Source organism: Pseudomonas sp. FW305-3-2-15-C-LB1, assembly GCF_058787615.1.
In genome coordinates, this window is sequence record NZ_JBYSZX010000001.1 from 129,588 (window position 1) to 148,584 (window position 18,997).

General features: G+C 62.9%; 13 protein-coding genes. 8 read left to right on the plus strand and 5 right to left on the minus strand.

All coding sequences use genetic code 11. The annotated features are described in order from the left end of the window. Positions 1–518: 518 nt before the first annotated feature. Both AC3WP7_RS00690 and AC3WP7_RS00695 read left to right on the plus strand, forming a co-directional pair. Positions 519–1,223 (plus strand): methyl-accepting chemotaxis protein, encoded by a 705-nt coding sequence (locus AC3WP7_RS00690; RefSeq protein WP_371918696.1) that lies wholly within the window; start codon positions 519–521, stop codon positions 1,221–1,223. A gap of 125 nt (positions 1,224–1,348) precedes the next feature. Further along, positions 1,349–1,780: a hypothetical protein gene (locus tag AC3WP7_RS00695; RefSeq protein ID WP_092240664.1), complete on the plus strand. Its 432-nt coding sequence runs from the start codon at positions 1,349–1,351 to the stop codon at positions 1,778–1,780. Here AC3WP7_RS00695 and AC3WP7_RS00700 read toward each other — a convergent pair. Beyond that, a complete protein-coding gene (locus AC3WP7_RS00700) occupies positions 1,727–2,503 on the minus strand; it encodes a TatD family hydrolase (protein ID WP_102591623.1) in 777 nt (258 codons plus the stop codon). The genes AC3WP7_RS00695 and AC3WP7_RS00700 overlap by 54 nt on opposite strands. Positions 2,504–2,505: 2 nt before the next feature. Then, positions 2,506–3,501 (minus strand): catabolite repressor/activator, encoded by a 996-nt coding sequence (gene cra, locus AC3WP7_RS00705; RefSeq protein WP_071491092.1) that lies wholly within the window; start codon positions 3,499–3,501, stop codon positions 2,506–2,508. A gap of 294 nt (positions 3,502–3,795) precedes the next feature. Here cra and ptsP point away from each other — a divergent pair, with 294 nt between their 5' ends. The 4 genes from ptsP to AC3WP7_RS00725 all read left to right on the plus strand — a co-directional run bounded on the left by ptsP (position 3,796) and on the right by AC3WP7_RS00725 (position 11,015). Then, positions 3,796–6,654 (plus strand): phosphoenolpyruvate--protein phosphotransferase, encoded by a 2,859-nt coding sequence (gene ptsP, locus AC3WP7_RS00710; protein ID WP_102591622.1) that lies wholly within the window; start codon positions 3,796–3,798, stop codon positions 6,652–6,654. Continuing rightward, positions 6,655–7,575: a 1-phosphofructokinase gene (pfkB, locus tag AC3WP7_RS00715; RefSeq protein ID WP_102591621.1), complete on the plus strand. Its 921-nt coding sequence runs from the start codon at positions 6,655–6,657 to the stop codon at positions 7,573–7,575. It begins immediately after the preceding gene. An 11-nt stretch (positions 7,576–7,586) separates the two neighbouring features. Next, complete coding sequence (locus AC3WP7_RS00720) at positions 7,587–9,290, plus strand: PTS fructose-like transporter subunit IIB (RefSeq protein WP_071491095.1); 1,704 nt, start codon at positions 7,587–7,589, stop codon at positions 9,288–9,290. 183 nt (positions 9,291–9,473) lie between these two features. Beyond that, complete coding sequence (locus AC3WP7_RS00725; protein ID WP_093119903.1) at positions 9,474–11,015, plus strand: alkaline phosphatase D family protein; 1,542 nt, start codon at positions 9,474–9,476, stop codon at positions 11,013–11,015. Positions 11,016–11,087: 72 nt separating this feature from the next. On the opposite strand, the gene AC3WP7_RS00730 is transcribed toward AC3WP7_RS00725, so the two are convergent. Both AC3WP7_RS00730 and AC3WP7_RS00735 read right to left on the minus strand, forming a co-directional pair. Next, positions 11,088–13,613 carry a sulfite reductase flavoprotein subunit alpha gene (locus AC3WP7_RS00730; RefSeq protein WP_102591620.1) on the minus strand — a complete coding sequence of 842 codons (2,526 nt, stop codon included), beginning with the start codon at positions 13,611–13,613 and terminating at the stop codon, positions 11,088–11,090. A gap of 136 nt (positions 13,614–13,749) precedes the next feature. Further along, positions 13,750–16,035, minus strand: a complete 2,286-nt coding sequence (locus AC3WP7_RS00735; RefSeq protein ID WP_092240678.1) for a TonB-dependent receptor — start codon at positions 16,033–16,035, stop codon at positions 13,750–13,752. Between the two features lie 205 nt (positions 16,036–16,240). Between AC3WP7_RS00735 and AC3WP7_RS00740 the strand changes: the two genes are divergently transcribed. Continuing rightward, on the plus strand, positions 16,241–16,921 hold the full coding sequence (locus AC3WP7_RS00740; RefSeq protein WP_071491099.1) for a Fe2+-dependent dioxygenase: 681 nt from the start codon (positions 16,241–16,243) through the stop codon (positions 16,919–16,921). A gap of 1 nt (position 16,922) precedes the next feature. Continuing rightward, positions 16,923–17,672 (plus strand): tetratricopeptide repeat protein, encoded by a 750-nt coding sequence (locus AC3WP7_RS00745; RefSeq protein ID WP_071491100.1) that lies wholly within the window; start codon positions 16,923–16,925, stop codon positions 17,670–17,672. 49 nt (positions 17,673–17,721) lie between these two features. On the opposite strand, the gene AC3WP7_RS00750 is transcribed toward AC3WP7_RS00745, so the two are convergent. Then, entirely contained in the window at positions 17,722–18,885 is a 1,164-nt protein-coding gene (locus AC3WP7_RS00750) for a type III PLP-dependent enzyme (protein ID WP_071491101.1), read from the minus strand. Positions 18,886–18,997: the final 112 nt, after the last annotated feature.

The following is an 18,997-nucleotide window of genomic DNA, read 5'->3' on the forward strand; positions in this document are numbered from 1 at the left end:
TTGAAGAGCAGGTGGTGATGGCCGAAACCCTCGACGCACCCTGGCAGGGTTTCTACGACGGCGTCAGCCAGTTGATGGCCCAGACCTATCAGCTGGATGACGCCACCCTGGCGTTCCTCGGACAGCAGTTGGAGCAACGCCTGGCGCAAAACCGCACGCACATGGTGGTGCTCGTGTCGGCCCTGAGCGCCGTGTTCTTGCTGATCTTCTATTTGTACGCCGGTTTCTACGCGTCCACCCGCACCACGCTGCGGCGCCTGGGGGCGATGATGGACAAGGTGGCGGCCGGCGACATGACCGTCACTTTTGTTGCGCATAGTCGCGATGAGTTGGGCGACCTGGGCCAGGTGTTCAACGGCACCGTGGCGAAGATCCATGACCTGATCGAGCGCGTCGGGCACACCGTCAGCCAGGTCGAGCTCCAGGCCGGCCAGGTGGAAACGATCTCGGCTCAGAGCAACCAGGCGGTGTCCGGGCAGCGTAGCCAGATCGAGCAGGTGGCAACGGCCATGAACCAGATGTCGTCCACTGCCCAGGAAGTCGCGCGCAGCGCGGCGGCGGCAGTCAGTAGTGCACACAGTGTCAATGATGAAACCGTCAGTGGCCGTGGCCTGGTGCAATCCCAGCAGGGCAGCATCGCGCGGCTGGCCTCGGAGATCGATGAGTCGGTACGGGTGATCAACCAGTTGGCCGCTGACAGCCAGTCCATCAGCAGCGTACTAGAGGTGATCAAAAGCATTGCCGAGCAAACCAACCTGCTGGCACTCAATGCGGCCATCGAAGCCGCGCGGGCCGGTGAACAGGGGCGTGGTTTTGCAGTGGTGGCCGACGAGGTGCGCACCCTGGCCCGGCGCACTCAGCATTCCACTGAAGAAATCGAACAGATGATCAGCCGCCTGCACAGCGGTGTGGCAGCCGCCGTGAAAACCATGGGCACCAGCCATTCCATGGCCAGTGGCACGGTCGGGCAGTCGGAAAAGGTCCAGCAGGCACTGGAAAATATTCTTGGCGCCGTGGGCATGATCGTCGACCAGAACCAGCAGATTGCCGCCGCCGTGGAGCAACAGACCGCCGTCGCCCACGACATTGACCAGAACATCGTCGAAATCAACCGCGCCGGCGAGCATGCGGCCCAGGGCGCACACCAGACCGAAGCGGCGAGCCGGCAGCTGTCGATGCAGGTGATTGAGTTGAAGCAATTGATCGGTGCGTTTCGAGTGTAGGAAATGTAGGTAGGGCGTATTGCTTGCCGGTGTAGCGCTTGTCCTGATTTCCGTGGGTGTCTTTTCTGGCTGGGTGAATGGGTGAGAATTTGTTTCAGACAAATTCAAGTTCAGGGAGCACGGCGATGACCATTGCGGTCGGCATCAAAGGGCATTGCGCCCATTGTGATATCAGGTTTGAGCTCAAGCCTTGGCAGTTGAATGCCATCGCCATCGAAGAGCCCTTCGATTGCCCGTATTGCCAGCAGTTTTTGCAGTTGAGTTGCCCTCGGCAATTGCGGGCGTTCAAGTTGTTGGGGCATTGGGCGCTGGTGCAGCCGAGCATGGCGGTGTTCACCTGCATGGTTCTGATCGTGGCACTGGTCACAGAATGGGTGGGGTTGATCACGGTAGTCGGGCAGTTCAACGTGTCACTGCTGGTGCTGCTGGTGCATTTCCTGGCGCTGCGCTATGCCCGTTACCGGCAGCGGATCACGTTGGATCTGCAAGTGGTCGCGCCAGTCTTACCAATTGAACAGCTCGCACGCATTGCGTGTGCTCGCCTCAGCCAACGATAGCGGGCTGATGCCCATGCGCTCGGCCAGGGCGGTGCAGATGGCCGGCAGGTGTTCGGGGCTGTTGCGTTGGCCCGGGAACATGGCCGGCGCCATATCGGGTGAGTCGGTTTCCAGCACCACCGCGTCCAGCGGCAGTTGCGCCAGCACCTTGTGCATGCGCAAGGCCTGGGGCCAGGTGGGGGCGCCGCCCAACCCCAATTTGAAGCCGAGCTTGATGTACTCGCGAGCCTCTTCGAGGCTGCCGGCAAACGCATGGATGATGCCTGCGCGGGGCAGGCGGATGCGCTTGAGGGTGGCGATCACGGCGGCGTGGCTGCGGCGCACGTGCAGCAACGCCGGCAGTTGGACGTCCACGGCCAGTTTGAGTTGGGCTTCAAACAGGCTTTGCTGGCGTTCGCGGTCCAGTTGTTCGAGGAAGTAATCCAGGCCTATTTCCCCCACGGCGCACAGTTGCCGATGGCCGTGCAGGCGCATCAACCAATCGCCCAACGCCGTCAGGTCAGTTGGGCGATGATCGTCGAGGTACACCGGGTGCAGGCCAAAGGCGGCGAACAAACCTTCGTCCGCTTGCACCAGGTCCCACACTCTTTGCCAATTCTGCTGATACACCCCCAACACCACCATGCGCCGCACGCCCAGCGCTCGGCTGTGGGCGAGGACTTCCCGGCGATCGCTGTCGAAATCCGGGAAGTCCAGGTGCGTATGGGTGTCGATCAGCTCCACGCTCAAGCCTCGTGAATACGCTGCTTGAACGTCCGGCCGATGGCATGCACGCCGGGTTGATACTGTTCTTCTTCGATCGCCGCCAGCGCCAGGCGCAGGGCGGTATCGGCGATCAGTTGGTGCTGCTGGGCCATGGCGTTGACCGGCAGCGGCAGGAAGTCCAGCAACTGGGTATCACCAAAGGTTCCCAGGCGCAGCGGGCGCGACTTGAGCGGGAAGTCATGCAGTGCGTCGAACACGCCTTGCAGCAGCACGTAGGACGTGGTCACCAGTGCGTCAGGCAAATGCCCCAGTCGCTGGAGAAGTTGCTCCATCAACTGTCGGCCGCAATCGCGACTGAAGGCTTCTGCGTGTTCAACGATCACCTCGCCGGTGAACCCGGCAAGGGCTTCACGGAAACCAGCGGCACGTTCCTGGCTGATGCTCAGCTCGGGTCGTGCGCCGATCAGCACGATCTGCTTGGGCAACGGTTGCAGCAGGCTGCTGGTCAATTGCTGGCACGCCTGGCGGTCGTCGCTGACCACCGAACAGAACTGATCCGCACCCATCACCCGGTCGATGGCAATCACCGGCAACCCCTTGGCTTGCAGCTCGCGATAACTGTCATCGCTGGCCGGCAGGCAACTGGCGACGAACAGCGCATCACAACGCCGCGCGCGGAACAGTTGCAGCAACTGGCGTTCGCTGTCGGCGTCGTCGTCGGAGCTGGCGATCAGCAACTGATAGCCCCGCGCCCGTGCGCCTTGCTCCAGGAGCTTGGCGATGCGTGCGTAACTGGGGTTTTCCAGATCGGGCAGGATGAAACCCAGCGTGCGCGTGTGCCGACTGCGCAGCCCGGCGGCCTGTGGGTTAGGAGTAAAGCCATGGGCTTCGACGACAGCCCGCACCCGTTCGACGGTGGCGTTGCTGATGCGTTGCTGTTCGGCCTTGCCGTTGATGACGTAGCTGGCGGTGGTCACGGACACACCGGCCAGACGGGCGATATCACTGAGTTTCAAACCGGGATTTCCTTGTTTTCTGGAGCTTGCCCCGACATTTTGTCCAATCGTAACCGATTCCAGCACTCGACTAATGTCTCAGCTCAAGTGCCGAGTGGTTGTTCAAGGATGCGCAATTAACGCGTAATCTGCCATAAATTCTAGATTAAACGTTTCAGCCAGCGTATTTTTACGACGTTCGCGACTGAGTAGCTACTGTCAACTGACTGCTCAGTCAGCTATTGATGCACACCCATTACACTGTTTGTTTAAAACAATACCTAGTGCGGTCATCGCACTAACTAGGAGAACGGCATGCTTGAGCTCACTGTAGAGCAGATTTCCATGGGCCAGGTGGCTGTGGATAAATCTGCTGCCTTGCACCTGCTCGCTGACAAACTGGTGGCTGATGGCCTGGTCGCCGAGGGTTATCTCAGTGGCTTGCAGGCCCGTGAAGCCCAGGGCTCGACCTTTCTCGGTCAAGGTATTGCCATCCCCCACGGCACCCCCGAAACCCGCGACCAGGTGTTCTCTACCGGCGTGCGCCTGCTGCAGTTCCCCGAAGGGGTGGACTGGGGCGACGGCCAGATCGTGTACCTGGCCATTGGCATTGCCGCCAAATCCGACGAACACCTGCGCCTGTTGCAACTGCTCACCCGTGCCCTTGGTGAAACCGACCTGGGCCAGGCATTGCGCCGTGCCGGAAGCGCCGAAGTCCTGCTGAAACTGCTGCAAGGCGCACCGCAGGAACTGGCGCTGGATGCGCAGATGATCAGCCTGGGTGTGTCCGCCGACGACTTCGAAGAGTTGGTCTGGCGCGGCGCACGCCTGTTGCGCCAGGCCGATTGTGTGAGCAATGGTTTCGCCGCCGTGTTGCAGCAGGTTGACGCGCTGCCCCTGGGCGATGGCCTGTGGTGGTTGCACAGTGAACAGACCGTCAAGCGCCCGGGCCTGGCGTTTGTCACTCCGGACAAGCCCATGCGTTACCTCGGTCAGCCGCTCCATGGCCTGTTCTGTCTGGCCAGCCTCGGTGAAGCCCACCAAGCGCTGTTGGAGCGCCTGTGCGCCTTGCTCATCGAAGGTCGCGGCCAGGAACTGGGCCGCGCCACCAGCAGCCGGGCCGTGCTCGAAGTGCTTGGCGGCGAACTGCCTCCGGACTGGCCCAGCGCCCGCGTCACCCTGGCCAACGCCCATGGCCTGCATGCACGCCCGGCGAAGATCCTCGCGCAGTTGGCGAAAAGTTTTGACGGCGACATCCGCGTGCGCATCGTTGACGGCCCGGTCGGCGCCGTGTCGGTGAAAAGCCTGAGCAAGCTGTTGAGCCTCGGCGCACGGCGTGGCCAGGTGCTGGAGTTTGTCGCCGAGCCGACGATTGCCGGCGATGCGCTGCCCGCGTTGCTCGCCGCTGTGGAGGAAGGCCTCGGTGAAGAGGTCGAGCCGCTACCGACGGTCAGCGCCCAACCGGCAGCCCTGGATATCGAGCCGGTTGTCAGTGCGCCGACCAGCGGCAGCCAGGTCCAGGCCATTGCCGCCGCACCGGGCATCGCTATTGGCCCCGCGCATATCCAGGTTCAGCAAACGTTCGATTACCCCCTGCGCGGCGAGTCCTCCGCTATTGAGCGCCAGCGCCTGCACAGCGCCCTGGGCGAAGTGCGCCGCGACATCCAGGGCCTGATCGAACGCAACCCTTCCAAGGCGATCCGCGAGATTTTCATCACCCACCAGGAAATGCTCGACGACCCGGAACTCACCGACGAAGTCGACACCCGCCTCAAGCAAGGCGAGAGCGCCGAAGCCGCGTGGATGAGTGTGATCGAAGCGGCCGCCCGGCAGCAGGAATCGTTGCAGGACGCCTTGCTCGCCGAGCGCGCCGCCGACCTGCGTGACATCGGCCGCCGTGTATTGGCGCAACTGTGCGGCGTCGAAACCGCCCAGGAGCCGAGCGAGCCCTACATTCTGGTGATGGACGAGGTCGGTCCGTCGGACGTGGCGCGTCTTGATCCCGCGCGCGTCGCCGGCATCCTCACCGCCCGAGGTGGCGCGACGGCCCACAGCGCCATCGTCGCCCGTGCCCTCGGTATCCCGGCGCTGGTCGGCGCCGGCCCGGCGGTGTTGCTGCTGGCCTCCGGCACCTCCTTGCTGCTGGATGGCCAGCGCGGTCGCCTGCATGTCGACCCCGACGCCGCCACCCTGCAACGCGCCACGGTCGAGCGCGACACCCGCGAACAACGCCTGCAAGCCGCTTCGGCGCAACGCCATGAACCGGCGCTGACCCGCGACGGCCATGCCGTGGAAGTGTTCGCCAATATCGGCGAAAGCGCTGGGGTTGCCGGCGCGGTGGAGCAGGGCGCCGAAGGCATCGGCCTGCTGCGCACCGAACTGATTTTCATGGCCCACCCGCAGGCGCCGGACGAAGCCACCCAGGAGGCCGAATACCGCCGCGTGCTCGACGGTCTTGGCGGTCGCCCGCTGGTGGTGCGTACTCTCGATGTGGGCGGCGACAAACCGTTGCCGTATTGGCCGATTGCCGAGGAAGAAAACCCCTTCCTTGGCGTGCGCGGCATCCGTCTCACCCTGCAACGCCCGCAGATCATGGAAGCACAATTGCGCGCGCTGTTACGGTCCGCCGATAGCCGCCCGCTGCGCATCATGTTCCCCATGGTCGGCAGCGTCGACGAATGGCGTGCCGCCCGTGATATGACCGAGCGCCTGCGCCTGGAAATCCCGGTGGCGGACCTGCAACTGGGGATCATGATCGAAGTGCCCTCGGCGGCCTTGCTCGCGCCGGTGTTGGCCAAGGAAGTGGATTTCTTCAGCGTCGGCACCAACGACCTGACCCAGTACACCCTGGCCATCGACCGTGGTCACCCCACCTTGTCCGCCCAGGCCGATGGCCTGCACCCGGCGGTGCTGCAACTGATCGACATCACCGTGCGCGCCGCCCATGCCCATGGCAAATGGGTCGGAGTGTGCGGCGAGCTGGCGGCGGACCCGCTGGCGGTGCCGGTGCTGATCGGCCTGGGTGTGGATGAGTTGAGCGTGTCGGCCCGCAGCATTCCGGAAGTGAAGGCGCGGGTGCGTGAATTCAGTCTGAGCGAGGCCCGGGGCCTGGCGCAACAAGCACTGGCGGTGGGCTCGCCCGCCGAAGTGCGTGCCCTAGTGGAGGCCGTGTAGATGGCAAGGATTCTGACCCTGACGCTGAACCCGGCGTTGGACCTGACGGTGCGCCTGGCGCACCTGGAACCGGGTGAAGTGAACCGCAGCGAAACCCTGCTGACCCATGCCGCCGGCAAGGGTGTGAATGTGGCGCAGGTGCTGGCGGATTTGGGCCATCAGGTGAGCGTGGGCGGTTTCCTCGGCGAGGCGAACCCCCAGGCCTTCGAGGCACTCATCGCCCGCCGTGGGTTTGGTGACGCGTTCATTCGCGTGCCGGGCGAAACCCGCAGCAATATCAAGATTGCCGAACAGGACGGCCGGGTCACCGATATCAATGCGCCGGGGCCGGTGGTCAGTGACGCGGCGCAAGCCGCGCTGCTCAAGCGCATCGCCGACATCGGTGCGCAATTCGATGCGGTGGTGGTGGCCGGCAGCCTGCCGCGTGGCATCAGACCGCAGTGGTTCCAGGGGCTGTTGGAGCAACTGAAAAACCTCGGGTTGAAAGTCGCCCTGGACACCAGCGGCGAAGCACTGCGCGCCGGTTTGAAGGCAGGTCCGTGGATGGTCAAGCCCAACACTGAAGAACTGGCCGATGCCCTGGGTCATGCCCCGGATGCAATCAGCCAACTGCATCGGCAAGGCGTGGAACATGTGGTGGTTTCCGATGGCGCTGCCGGCGTCACTTGGTACCGCCCAGGCGCGGCGTTGCAGGCCACGCCGCCAAAGGTGACGGTGGCCAGTACCGTCGGTGCCGGTGACTCGCTGCTGGCCGGCATGCTGCACGGCCTGCTCAGCGGCGATACCCCGGAACAGACCTTGCGCCGTGCCACGGCAATTGCCGCCATGGCCGTGACGCAGATCGGTTTTGGCATCAGCGATGACGCGCAGTTGGCGCGCCTCGAAAGCGGCGTCCACGTGCGCACGCTGACAGAACAATAAGAGGGTTTGTGATGAAGTTAGCCATTGTTACTGCCTGCCCGAACGGCATGGTCACCAGTGTGCTGTGCGCCCGCTTGTTGGACGCCGCCGCGCAGCGCCAGGGCTGGAGTACCAGCGTTGAAGTGGTGGATGTGCAGCGCCCGGAGCGCCAATTGTCCCAGTCGGTCATCGACGACGCCGAATGGGTGTTGCTGGTCAGCAGCACCCCGGTGGATATGCAGCGCTTTGTCGGCAAGCGCGTGTTCCAGAGCACACCGGCCCAGGCGTTGGCGGATGTCGACGCCGTATTGCGTCGTGGCGCCGAAGAGGCGCAGGTGTATGTCGCGGCTGAAGCCCCGGCCAGGAACGCGCCGCGCATCGTTGCGATCACCGCCTGCCCGACCGGCGTCGCCCATACCTTCATGGCTGCCGAAGCCTTGCAGCAGACAGCCAAGCGCCTGGGTTATGACTTGCAGGTCGAAACCCAGGGCTCGGTCGGTGCCCGTACGCCATTGAGCGCCGAAGCAATCGCCAATGCCGATGTGGTGTTGTTGGCTGCCGATATCGAAGTCGCCACCGAGCGCTTCGCCGGCAAGAAGATCTACCGGTGCGGCACCGGTATTGCGCTCAAGCAGTCCGAAGCCACCCTCAACAAGGCCCTTGCCGAAGGTGCGGTGGAAAGCGCGGCCAGCGGCGCGGTGGCCAAGCCGGAAAAAACCGGCGTGTACAAACACCTGCTCACCGGTGTGTCGTTCATGTTGCCGATGGTGGTGGCAGGTGGGTTGTTGATCGCCTTGTCGTTCGTGTTCGGCATTCACGCCTTTGAACAGGAAGGCACCCTGGCGGCTGCGCTGAAAACCGTCGGCGACCGCGCCTTCATGCTGATGGTGCCGCTGCTGGCGGGCTACATCGCCTACTCGATTGCCGACCGTCCGGGCATCGCGCCGGGCATGATTGGCGGCCTGCTGGCCGGCACCCTGGGTGCAGGATTTATCGGTGGCATCTTCGCCGGTTTCCTCGCGGGCTATTGCGTCAAGTTGATCACCCGCGCAGTGAAATTGCCGCAGAGCCTGGAGGCGCTCAAGCCGATCCTGATCATCCCGTTGCTGGCGAGTCTGTTCACCGGCCTGGCGATGATCTACCTGGTGGGGCCGCCGGTCGCGCGCATGCTGGTGGGGCTGACTGATTTTCTCAGCACCATGGGCACGACCAATGCGGTACTGCTGGGCATCCTGCTGGGCGGCATGATGTGTGTCGACCTGGGCGGGCCGATCAACAAGGCGGCCTACGCATTTTCCGTCGGCCTGCTGGCGGCCCACAGCGGCGCGCCGATGGCCGCGACCATGGCGGCCGGCATGGTGCCGCCGATCGGCATGGGCATCGCCACGTTCCTGGCACGCCGCAAGTTCGCCCAGACCGAACGCGAAGCGGGCAAGGCGGCGATGATCCTCGGCTTGTGCTTCATTTCCGAAGGCGCGATCCCGTTTGCCGCGAAGGACCCGTTGCGCGTGATTCCGGCCAGTATCGCCGGCGGTGCATTGACCGGTGCCCTGTCCATGTACTTCGGCTGCGTACTGGCGGCGCCCCATGGTGGCCTGTTTGTGCTGGTGATCCCGAATGCGATGAACCATGCATTGCCGTATCTGCTGGCGATTGTCGCCGGCAGCCTGCTGACCGGCCTGGTCTATGCGTTGATCAAACGCCCCGAAGCGCAAGAACTGACTGTGACCGTCTGACGCGGTGCTGAAAATGTGGGAGGGGGCTTGCCCCCGATAGCGGTGGGTCAGCCATAAATGTGCTGGCTGACACTCTGCCATCGGGGGCAAGCCCCCTCCCACCGTTGATCGCTGTATAGGTGTCATCTCTGCTTCATCGGGGCGTGCTTTAGTGGCCCTTTTGATACTCAAGAGGGCATCTGCATGAGCCACTTCGATCTCGGCCGCCGCCGCGTGATGCAAGCCGTCGGCGCCGGCCTGTTGTTGCCGGGCCTGGCGCCGGCGGTGATCGCTTCGGTCAAGGACCGGCCGCAGCTCACCGATGGCGTGCAGTCCGGCGACCTGCTCGGCGACCGCGCCATGATCTGGAGCCGCAGCGACCGCCCGGCCAAGATGGTGGTGGAGTGGGACACCCGCAGCGTGTTCAGCAACCCTCGTCGTTTTGTTTCGCCGCTGGCCGACCAGCGCAGCGACTTCACCGCCCGCGTCGAGCTCACCGGGCTGCCTGTCGACCAGGCGATCTTCTACCGCGTGCACTTCGAGGACGCCCAGACCGGCATCGCCAGCGAACCCTGGTTCGGCCATCTGCGCAGCGTGCCGCAACAGCGCCGTGACATTCGTTTTGTGTGGAGCGGCGACACCGTCGGCCAAGGCTTCGGCATCAACCCGGACATCGGCGGCATGCGTATCTACGAAGCCATGCGCCTGCGTCTGCCGGACTTTTTTATCCACAGTGGCGACACCATCTATGCCGACGGCCCGGTGCCCGCGCAGCTCACCGTCGAAGACGGGCGCATCTGGCGCAACATCACCACGGAGGCCAAGAGTAAAGTCGCTGAAACCCTGGAAGAGTATCGCGGCAATTACCGCTACAACCTGATGGATGAAAACGTGCGCCGCTTCAACGCCGAGGTGCCGCAGATCTGGCAGTGGGACGACCATGAAGTGGTGAACAACTGGTCGCCGAGCAAGCAGTTGGATGAGCGTTACCGGGTCAAGGACATCAATACCCTGGTCGGCCGTGCGCGCCAGGCGTGGCTGGAATACTCACCGATGCGCCGCCAGGCAGCGGACGGCGGCGGGCGGATTTATCGCAAGCTCAGCTACGGTCCGCTGCTGGATGTATTCGTGCTGGATATGCGCAGTTATCGCGGGCCCAACGATGACAACCTCGGCGGCGAAAAACCCTTCCTCGGGCGTGCGCAATTGGACTGGCTCAAGCGGGAACTCAAGGGCTCCCAGGCGCAGTGGAAAGTCATCGCCGCCGACATGCCCATCGGCCTCGGCGTGCCCGACGGTGAAGTCAGCCCCGGCGTGCCGCGCTGGGAAGCCATCGCCAACAACGATCCCGGTGCGCCGCAAGGCCGCGAATTGGAAATCGCCGAGCTGCTGGGCTTTCTACGGGCGCAAAACGTGCGCAACCACCTGTGGCTGACCGCCGATGTGCACTACTGCGCCGCGCATCACTACCACCCGGATCGTGCGGCGTTCCAGGATTTCGAACCGTTCTGGGAGTTTGTCGCCGGGCCGTTGAACGCCGGGAGTTTCGGGCCTAATCCGCTGGACAAGACCTTTGGCCCCGAAGTGGTGTTCGAGAAGGCACCGCCGGCGCAGAACACCTCGCCGCTGGCGGGGTTTCAGTTTTTTGGCGAGGTGAACATTGATGGGCAGACGGCGGAGTTGACTGTGGTGCTGCGGGACCTGGATGGCGTCTCGGTGTTCGAACAAAAACTCCAGCCCACCTGAATTGGAATGCATTAAAAATTGTGGGAGGGGGCGAGCCCACTCCCACAGGTTGAGTGTTATTCGTTCAGGGGGTCAGTACACGTCGCGGCGATAACGCCCCTGCTCGATCAACCGCGCCACGGCTTCACTGCCGAGGATGTCCACCAGCGCCTGGTCCACCCCCGTCGCCATTCCCTGCAGGCTTCCGCACACATAAATCGCCGCGCCGTCGGCCAGCCATTTACGCAGCACATCCGCTGACTCGCGCAGGCGGTCCTGCACGTAGATCTTCTCTTGCTGATCGCGGGAAAACGCCAGGTCGAGCAACGCCAGATCGCCGCTGACCAACCAGCCTTGCAGTTCGTCCTGGCACAGGAAGTCATGCTTGATATTGCGCTCGCCAAACAGCAGCCAGTTGCGCTGCTGGCCGTCGGCGATGCGGGCCTTGAGCAGACTGCGCAGGCCCGCCAGGCCGGTGCCGTTGCCCAGCAGGATCAGCGGCACCGGCGCCTGTGGCAGGTGGAACGCACTGTTGCGGCGCAGACGCAGGCTGATGCTCGAACCGAGGGCGGCGTACTCGGTCAGCCAGCCCGAGCCCAGGCCCAGGCTGCCGTCGGGGTGACGTTCCTGGCGCACGATCAGTTCCAGCACGCCATCGCTGGCAATCGAGGCGATGGAGTATTCGCGCATGCCCAGCGGCACCAACGCGTCCACCAGCGCCTGGGCGTGCAGGCCGACCAGGTGCGCGCGATGGGTCGGCAACTGGCGGGTGGCCAGGGCCTGGTCGAGCGTATGCGCCATGCCGTCGATCAATACGCTGTCACTGCCGGCCAGGCCCAGGCCTTCGAGGAAGTGTTCGATGGCCCACGGGCAATTGCGTGGCAGCACTTCCACCAGGTCGCCGGCTTGCCAGCTTTGTGGCGACGGTGAGGTGAGGCCCAGCAGGTAGACGTCCGAGCCGCTGCTGTCGCGGTTGAGCAATGAGCGGTGGCTGAGCGTCCAGTTTTCATACTGGGCCGTCGGCCAGGCGGATGCCGGGGCGTGGCCGGTCAGTTGGCCGAGTTGTTGTTGCCAGTGGAGCAGGGCGGTGGTGTCGCCGCTGTCCACTTCCACGGGCGCAAACAGTGGGTTGCCGCCCTGATGGGTCAGCCAGAAATGCAAGCGGCGGGCAAAGCCGCAGAAATGTTCGTACTGGCGATCACCCAGGGCCAGCACCGAGTAGTTCAGGCCCTTGAGGGACAGGTCCTGGGCGAGCACGCTGCGCTCGAAACCACGGGCATTGTCAGGCGCTTCGCCGTCGCCGAAGGTGCTGACCACAAACAGCGCGTTTTCCGACTGGCGCAGGTCGTCCTGGCTGACGCTGCCCAGGGGCAGCACCTTCACCGGCAGGCCGGCGGCCTGCAATTGCCCGGCCGTTTGCCAGGCAAGCTGTTCGGCGAAACCGCTCTGGCTGGCAAAACCGATCAGCCAGGCCGGGGCGTTACTGGGGTTGCTTGTGAGGCCTTTGCGCGCCTCTCGCACCTGGCGTTTTTTACGCCGGCGGTCCAGGTACAGCAGCCAGCCGGTGATGAAGAACAGCGGCATCAGCACCGAGCTGAGCGTGAGGACAATCCGCCCGATCAAGCCGAAGTAACTGCCGGTGTGCAGCGCATAGACGCTGGTCAGCAGTCTGGAACCGAGGCTTTTGCTGGCGTACTGGTCGTGGGACTTGACCTCGCCGGTGGCCGGGTCGAGGTTGATCTGGTTCAGCGCCCGGTCATGGGGCGAGTTTTTCAACAGGTAGTAGACGATGGCCGGTTGCCCGGCGACCGCTGGCATGCGGATGTTATAGGCGCTCAAGCCTGGGCCGGCGTTGCTGTAGATGCTGCTCCAGATCGCATCGTAGTTGGCCACCGGCGCCGCACCCTCGGGCGCCGGGCCGCGCTTGCGCACCCGTTCGTTTTGCGGGGCGTCGGACAACAGCTTGGTCAGGCCCTGGCTGTACCAGTCGTAGGACCAATACAAGCCGGTCAACGCCGACAGCAGGTAAGCCAGCAGGCACCAGGTGCCGAACACCGAGTGCAGGTCCCAGTTGAAGGCACGGCCCTTTTTGCGCCAGTCCAGCGTCAGCCAGGCCCGCCAGCTCGCCACCTGGCGCGGCCAGCGCAGGTACAGGCCGGAGAGGCAGAAGAACACCAGGATCAGCGTGCACGCGCCGGTGATGTTGCGCCCGGTATCGCCCATCACCAGGAAACGGTGGAACTGCAGCAGAAAGCCGAAGACATCCTGGCCGAGCACGTCGCCCATGTAGTCGCCGGTGTAGGGATCGAAATAGCGCAGTTGGCCACGGCGCTCGCCGGGCGGCGCGGTGAAGAACACGCGGGCGGCGTTGCCGCTTTCGCTTTCGACGAACAGCATGGCCACGGTCTGGCCTTCGGTGGCCTCCAGCTTGCGCACCAGTTCGGCGGGCGGCAGCACACCGGCTTCGCGTTTTTCCACGGTCAGCACGCTGGGGTTGAGCGCCCGCAGTATTTCATCCTGAAACGAGACCGCAGCCCCGCTGATCCCCATCAAGGCCAGCACCAGCCCGGCAGTGATGCCGAAGAACCAGTGCAACTGGAACAGGGTTTTCTTCAACACGTCTGACCGCCTCGTCTATCCGGATATGTAGGGCACGGCGCGCATTATGCCGTGGCTTGTCGAGAAACATTCTGTTTTACACGCAAAAGCCCCACGCATCCGATGCGTGGGGCCCTCTGCTGCGCGACGCTGCTGCTTAAAAATGGAAGCTGGTGGTCAACAGGGCCGTACGACCGGCCGCCTGGTTGGCGAAGTGTGTCGAGAAGGCCTTGTCGTAGTAAACCTTGTCGGTCAGGTTTTGTACGTTCAGTTGCAGGTCGACGTTCTTGGTCAGTTTGTAGCTGGCCATGGCATCGTAGCGGGTGTAGGACGGTACATAGACGGTGTTGCCGGCGTCGCCATAAACCTGGTCGACGTAGAACGCACCGCCACCGAGGGTGAGCTTGGAGGTGACGTCGTAAGTGGTCCAAAGGCTGAAGGTGTTCTTCGGCGTATTCGGCATCTGGTTGCCTTTGTTCGAACCCGCGCTGACGACACCGTTACGCCCGTTGAGGCCGGATTTGACCAGCTCGCTGTCCAGGTAGCTGTAGCCGGCGAACACTTGCCACTGGTCGGTGATCTTGCCGCTGGCGGACAGTTCCAGGCCGTCGACCTGGGATTCGCCGGCGTTCTGATAGGTGAGCGCGTCCACGAGGATGCGCGTGTTTTTCTTTTCGGTGCGGAACACCGCAGCGGTGAGGGACAGGCGATCGTGGAACAGGTCCCACTTGGTGCCCAACTCGTAGTTGACGGTTTCTTCGGGCTGCAGGTCGCTGGTGGCGGCACCGGCTGAGAGTGGGTTGCCGTCCGACCCTTCACCGACCAGGCCACCGGCAGGTGTCGCCGATGTGGCGTAGGACGCATAGATGCTGGCGTTTTCCACTGGCTTCCAGACCAGGCCGGCCTGCCAGTTGAAGAACTGGCTGTCCTCCTTGATTTTGCTGCGGCCGGTGGCCGAGTCGGTGTTGGCCACGGTGTCGAAGGTGTCGTAGCGCAGGCCGACGTTCAGCAACCATTTGGGGTCCAGCTCGATGGTGTCGAATACATAAGCGCCACGGCTGGTGGCCTTGGTGGCGGTGCCGTAGTAGTTGCGGGCGATGCTGCCGGTCCAGGCGTCATCCGGGTTCGGATTGCTCAGGGAGGTGCACTGGCCGCCCAGGCTGCCTTTGGCCACGGTGCACACTGGATTGGCGTTGGGGCTGATGGTGTAGCTGCTGACGCGGGTTTCTTCACCGGTGAACTCCAGGCCGGTGGAGTAGCTGTGCTTGAAGCCCAGGGCCTGGAAGCTGCCGAACAGGTCGGTCTGGTTGGTGGTGGTGGTCGTGGTCGAAACCCGGCTATTGGCGCGACGCCACACGGTGCCGTAGCGGTTGACGTTGAACTTGCTGTCGTCCGGCTGGGTAAGAATGTAGTCCTGGCCGGTGCTGCCATGGCGCAGGGTGTTTTTCAGCGTCATGGTGTCGTTCAGGTCGTGCTCGATGGAGAACGTACTGATATCGGCGCGGGTCTTGCGGAAGTCGCGGTCCTTCAAACCGTAGAAATTATTGCTGTCGCCGCCATCGTTGGGCTTGTCATGCACATGGGCGGTGGCGGTCGACGAACCATAGCCGTAGGGAATCCCCGAATCCGGCAGGTCGTTGCTTTCCAGGTGGTAGTAGCTGAAGTTGACGCGGGTCGGGGTGCCCAGGCCAAAGGTCAGCGACGGTGCCACGCCCCAACGGTCGTAATTGACCGCGTCGCGGCCAGCCACGTTCTGTTCGTGGCTCATCAGGTTCAGGCGGAACGCGGCGCTGTCATCGAGGAACTGGCGGTTTACGTCGAGTACGTAGCGGCGGGTCTGGTCGGAACCGTAGGTGAAGCCGCCATTGGTGAAGTCCCGCGCTTGTGGGGTCTTGCTCACCAGGTTGAGGCTGCCGCCGGCTGAACCGCGACCGCCGAACGATGAGTTCGGGCCTTTGCTGACTTCAATCGACTCGATGTCGAAGATCTCACGGCTCTGGCCACCGGTGTCGCGTACGCCGTCCAGGTAGGTGTCGCCCTGGGCATCAAAACCGCGGATGAACGGGCGGTCGCCCTGGGGGTTGCCGCCTTCGCCCGCGCCAAAGGTGATGCCCGGCACGGTGCGCAAGGCATCCTGCAACGAGGTGGCGGCGGTGTCCTTGAGGACTTGTTGCGGCACCACGGTGACCGAGCGCGGGGTATCCACCAGCGGTGCAGTGTATTTCTGCGACGAGGCTTTTTCGACCTGGTAGGAGGTGTTGTCCTGCGCTTCCCCGGTGATGCTGGTGGCGCCCAGGGAAATGCTGTTGCGCTGGCCTTTTTGTTCAGTGTCTTCGGCAGCTTGTGCCAGATGGGCGACAGAGCTGGCGCTGAGGGCAACGCCGATGGCTGAAGCCAGCATGCGTGGTGAACCGGCAGGTATTTTTGTAGTGGTGCGCGACATGACGTGTCCTTTCCCCAAGGATGTGAGGTCGCGGAATATAGGGCGAACAAGACTTTCTATCAATTGCGATACATTGCTAATTGCACTGAATTTACATTCTTTACACTTTTTGCTTACGGTTTTTACGATCTCGTTCGTCCTGGCGTTTTACAGGGCGGATAAGAATCAATACCATTGGCGCCTCTCTGAATTCAGGTACTGCCCCATGCTGCTGCACATCCCCGGCCTGTTCTCTCGTGAGGAGGTGCAGCGCATCCGCCAGGCCCTGGAAAACGCCGAGTGGGCCGACGGTAAAATCACCGCCGGTCACCAGTCCGCCAAGGCCAAGCACAACCTGCAATTGCCCGAGGGCCACCCGCTGGCCAAGGAAATCGGCGCGGCGATGCTTGAACGGCTTTGGCAGAACCCGCTGTTTATGTCAGCGGCGTTACCGCACAAGGTGTTTCCGCCGCTGCTCAATTGCTACACGGCGGGCGGCAGTTTCGACTTTCATATCGACAACGCCGTGCGCCAACCCAAGGGCAGCCACGAGCGGGTGCGCACCGACCTGTCATCGACGCTGTTCTTCAGCGACCCGGACGAATACGACGGCGGCGAACTGGAAATCCAGGACACATTCGGCCTGCAGCGCGTGAAGCTGCCGGCCGGCGACATGGTGCTGTACCCCGGCTCCAGCCTGCACAAAGTCAACGCAGTGACCCGTGGCGCACGCTATGCCTCGTTCTTCTGGACCCAGAGCCTGGTACGTGAAGACAGCCAGCGCACCCTGCTGTTTGAAATGGACGGTGCGATCCAGCAACTGACCGCCGATGTGCCTGACCACCCCGCGCTGATTCAACTCACCGGTACGTATCACAACCTGCTGCGCCGCTGGGTCGAGGTCTGACATGGGCTTTTTATTGCGTCGGGAAGAGGTGCTCAACGTTGAGCAACTGCAAGCGATGCTCGACGATTCCCCCGTGCGCGCTGCCCAGGCAATCCTGATGGCGGCGAAGGAAGGAGTGGTCGATGCCCAGGCGTTGCTCGGGCAAATCCTGCTCGAAGGGCGCGGCATCGCACGCGATGAGACACTGGCCTTGCGCTGGTTCCAGATCGCCGCGCACAGCGGGCATTTGATGGCCCGCAACATGGTTGGGCGTTGCCGCGAGCATGGCTGGGGATGTGATGTCGATGAGGCGGCGGCGGCGCGGGAATATCGGGCGGCTGCCGACGCAGGGTTGGATTGGGGGCAGTACAACTACGCCAATCTGCTGGCCACGGGGCGCGGTGTCGCCGAGGACCAACGACAAGCATTGGCCTGTTATCGCCGGGCGGCCGAGCAGGGGCATGCCAAGTCGATGAACCTGCTGGGGCGTTACCTGGAAGATGGTCGGTTCTGCCCACAGGACCTGGACGCCGCTGTGGACTGGTATCGACGCTCAGCCGAGGCCGGTGATTTTCGCGGGCAGTTCAGCTATGCGGCGGTGCTGGCCGACAGAGGTCAGATCGACGCGGCGCTGGAATGGTTGCGCAAGGCGTTGGCGGGCGGGAACCTGAAGTTCTTGCGGGTGGCGCACAAGGCCTTGGTAGCGGCGAATGATCCGCGGATCCGGGCGATGGCCGGTGCCTATCAACAACGCGCGGTAAGCCTTTCTTGAGGTGTAAAAAAACCCATGACATGTCATGGGTTTTTTATGTGCGGCCGTTTTACACGTAGAACGATTTCAGTGGCGGAAAGCCATTGAACTCAACCGCGCTGTAGCTGGTGGTGTACGCACCGGTCGACAGCCAGTACAAGCGGTCACCAATCGCCAGGTTCAGCGGCAGGCCGTACTTGTAGTTTTCGTACATGATGTCGGCGCTGTCGCAGGTGGGACCTGCGATGACCACTTCTTCCATCTCGCCTTTCTTCTCGGTCCAGATCGGGAACTTGATGGCTTCGTCCATGGTTTCGATCAGGCCGGAGAACTTGCCCACGTCCGTGTACACCCAGCGCTCGACGGCGGTACGGGATTTACGTGCAACCAATACCACTTCACTGACCAGGATACCGGCGTTGGCGATCAACGAACGGCCCGGCTCCAGAATGATTTCCGGCAGGTCGTCGCCGAAATCTTCCTTGAGGAAGCGGATGATTTCTTCGGCGTAGGTTTCCAGGCTGTTGGTGCGGGTAATGTAGTTGGCCGGGAAGCCGCCGCCCATGTTGATCAGCTTGAGGTGGATGCCGTCTTCTTCTTTCAGGCGCTCGAAGATCACTTTGACCTTGGCGATCGCCGCGTCCCATACGCTGATGTCGCGCTGCTGCGAACCGACATGGAACGAGATGCCGTACGGCACCAGGCCCAGGTCGCGGGCGAGGATCAGCAGGTCCATCGCCATGTCGGTCTGGCAGCCGAATTTGCGCGACAGCGGCCAGTCAGCCGTGGTCGAGCCTTCGGTGAGGATACGCACATACACTTTCGAACCCGGCGCGGCCTTGGCGATGTTGCGCAAGTCGGCTTCGGAGTCGGTGGAGAACAGGCGTACGCCCTTATCAAAGAAGTAGCGGATGTCCTTGGACTTCTTGATGGTGTTGCCGTAGCTGATACGGTCAGGGCTGACGCCGCGGCCCAGTACCTTGTCCAGCTCGTAGATCGAAGCGATGTCGAAGCTCGAGCCTTTGTCCTTGAGCAGGTCAATGATCTCGACGGCCGGGTTGGCCTTGACCGCGTAATAGACCTTGGCGAATTCGAAACCGGCGCGCAGGTCATCGTAGGCCTGGCTGATCATCGCGGTGTCGATCACCACGAACGGGGTTTCTTGCTTGTCGGCGAACGCCTTCATTTTGTCAAAAGTGGCGCGCGCGAAATAATCTTCGACGTTGATCGACATGCTGGGAACTCCTAAGGGCAAACTGATTTAGTCAATGGGTGCAAATGAACGTCCTCCGTATCCCCACTTTGGTTCGCCTACTTCCCAAGGCATGTCGCCGAAAGCAAAAAGG

Bases quoted from the DNA above. Each gene is read 5' to 3' on its own strand.
- AC3WP7_RS00690 (WP_371918696.1), top strand. From the start codon at position 519: ATGTCGTCCACTGCCCAGGAAGTCGCGCGCAGCGCGGCGGCGGCAGTC.
- AC3WP7_RS00695 (WP_092240664.1), top strand. From the start codon at position 1,349: ATGACCATTGCGGTCGGCATCAAAGGGCATTGCGCCCATTGTGATATC.
- ptsP (WP_102591622.1), top strand. From the start codon at position 3,796: ATGCTTGAGCTCACTGTAGAGCAGATTTCCATGGGCCAGGTGGCTGTG.
- pfkB (WP_102591621.1), top strand. From the start codon at position 6,655: ATGGCAAGGATTCTGACCCTGACGCTGAACCCGGCGTTGGACCTGACG.
- AC3WP7_RS00720 (WP_071491095.1), top strand. From the start codon at position 7,587: ATGAAGTTAGCCATTGTTACTGCCTGCCCGAACGGCATGGTCACCAGT.
- AC3WP7_RS00725 (WP_093119903.1), top strand. From the start codon at position 9,474: ATGAGCCACTTCGATCTCGGCCGCCGCCGCGTGATGCAAGCCGTCGGC.
- AC3WP7_RS00735 (WP_092240678.1), bottom strand. From the start codon at position 16,035: ATGTCGCGCACCACTACAAAAATACCTGCCGGTTCACCACGCATGCTG.
- AC3WP7_RS00740 (WP_071491099.1), top strand. From the start codon at position 16,241: ATGCTGCTGCACATCCCCGGCCTGTTCTCTCGTGAGGAGGTGCAGCGC.
- AC3WP7_RS00745 (WP_071491100.1), top strand. From the start codon at position 16,923: ATGGGCTTTTTATTGCGTCGGGAAGAGGTGCTCAACGTTGAGCAACTG.
- AC3WP7_RS00750 (WP_071491101.1), bottom strand. From the start codon at position 18,885: ATGTCGATCAACGTCGAAGATTATTTCGCGCGCGCCACTTTTGACAAA.